We start from the raw sequence: 1,904 nt of genomic DNA, 5'->3' as shown, positions 1-1,904 counted from the left end.
GGTTACATTCCGAACCCGGAAGCTAAGCCTCACAGCGCCGATGGTACTGCAGGGGGGACCCTGTGGGAGAGTAGGACACCGCCGGACTCCTTTTAAGCAAATGGCCACCCATCGTTGGGTGGCCATTTTGCGTTTACAACACATATCAACAGAGGAGCATCATGCCGGAAGACGAACAGCGCCGCCCGCGTCGTAACGACGATCGGGGCCCGCGCCGCGAACGCGCTTCCGGAGATCGCTCCTCTCAGTCCCGTCGTGAGGGTGGCTACAACCGCGATGGTGGTGCGCCGCGTCGTGAAAGCGGCTACAACCGCGATGGTGGTGTTCCGCGTCGCGAAGGCGGCTACAACCGTGACGGCGCTCCGCGTCGTGAGGGTGGCAACCGTGACGGCGGCCAGCGTCGTGAGGGTGGCTATAACCGTGACGGCGGCCAGCGTCGTGAAGGTGGCTATTCCCGCGATGGTGGTGCGCCGCGTCGTGAAGGTGGCTATTCCCGCGATGGTGGTGCGCCGCGTCGTGAGGGCGGGTACTCCCGTGATGGTGGTGGCCAGCGTCGTGAAGGTGGCTATTCCCGCGATGGTGGTGCGCCGCGTCGTGAAGGCGGCTATTCCCGCGATGGTGGTGCTCCGCGTCGCGAAGGCGGCTACAACCGTGATGGCGGTGGCCAGCGTCGTGAAGGCGGGTACTCCCGCGATGGCGGCGGCCAGCGTCGTGAAGGCGGATACAACCGCGATGGCGGCGGCCAGCGTCGTGAAGGCGGATACAACCGTGATGGTGGCCAGCGTCGTGAAGGCGGATACAACCGCGAAGGTGGCGGCCAGCGTCGCGAGGGCGGCTTTTCCCGTGATGGCGGTGGCCAGCGTCGTGAGGGTGGCTACAACCGCGATGGCGGTGGCCAGCGTCGCGAGGGTGGCTACAACCGTGACGGTGGTGCTCCGAACCGCGACCGCGGCGACCGGACACGTTCCTTCCCGCAGCGCGGGGGAGCCGGACGCGAACGTCCGGTGCAGGCGTCGGACGAGCGGCCGCGCCACAACGATCCGATCGTGCCGGAGGAGATCACGGCTCGCGACCTCCACCCGTCCGCTCGCAACGAGCTCAAGACGCTGAGCAAGGAGAACGCGGAGCACGTCGCACGGCATCTCGCGATGGCATCCCGTCTCATCGACGAGGATCCCGAGCTCGCACACAAGCATGCCCTCGCTGCCGCCCGCCGGGCGGGTCGAATCGCGATCGTCCGCGAGACGCTCGGCATCACGGCCTACGCGACCGAGGACTTCGCTCTCGCGCTCCGCGAGCTCCGCACCTACCGTCGTATCTCAGGCAAGGATGACCAGATCGCACTCATGGTCGACAGCGAGCGTGGAATCGGTCGCCCTGACCGGGCGCTCGAGACCGGCCGTGCCGTCGACCGCACGACACTGGAGACCCCGGTGCGTGTGGCACTCGCGATCGCCATGTCCGGTGCTCGTCTCGACCAGGGCGATCTCGAACTCGCCCTCGGCGAACTCGAGATCCCGGAGCTGGATCCCGACCGCGCGTTCGAATGGAGCCCCGCGCTCTTCGCCGCCCGGGCAGCCGTGCTCGAGGACCTCGGTCGCACCGACGAGGCCGCGTTCTGGTTCCGTCGTGCCGACGTCGCAGCGGAGGCGCTCGGGGTCGACGAGGCAGGCGACGAGGAGATCTACATCGAAGACGGCCTGATCGACGACTCGGATGACGACGACTCGGATGAGGCGGACGTCATCGATCGACGGTCGACGTCGGATGCTCCCGCGAGCGAGGTGCACGCTGATGCTGATGCTGATGCTGATGCTGATGCTGATGCTGATGCTGATGCTGATGCTGATGCTGATGCTGATGCTGATGCTGATGCTGATGCTGATGCTGATGCTGATGCTGAT

Annotated in this window: 1 protein-coding gene, 1 rRNA gene and 1 pseudogene; 2 read left to right on the top strand and 1 reads right to left on the bottom strand. The window is 66.4% G+C overall.

The features are described from left to right. Positions 1-87 (top strand): 5S ribosomal RNA (gene rrf, locus ACIPYT_RS16985); the annotation flags it as partial. 5 nt (positions 88-92) lie between these two features. Here rrf and ACIPYT_RS16980 read toward each other — a convergent pair. Beyond that, positions 93-1,034: a hypothetical protein gene (locus ACIPYT_RS16980; protein WP_401076968.1), complete on the bottom strand. Its 942-nt coding sequence runs from the start codon at positions 1,032-1,034 to the stop codon at positions 93-95. A gap of 12 nt (positions 1,035-1,046) precedes the next feature. On the opposite strand from ACIPYT_RS16980, the pseudogene ACIPYT_RS16975 reads away from it, so the two are divergent. Then, positions 1,047-1,904 (top strand): annotated as a pseudogene (locus tag ACIPYT_RS16975) (primosomal protein); the annotation flags it as partial.

Origin of the sequence: Microbacterium sp. NPDC089695 (assembly GCF_044749085.1) — a bacterium.
In the GTDB taxonomy this organism is placed as follows: Bacteria; Actinomycetota; Actinomycetes; order Actinomycetales; family Microbacteriaceae; genus Microbacterium.
The sequence above is the reverse complement of the archived record's forward strand: the minus strand, read 5'-3'. Positions and strand labels throughout refer to the sequence as shown.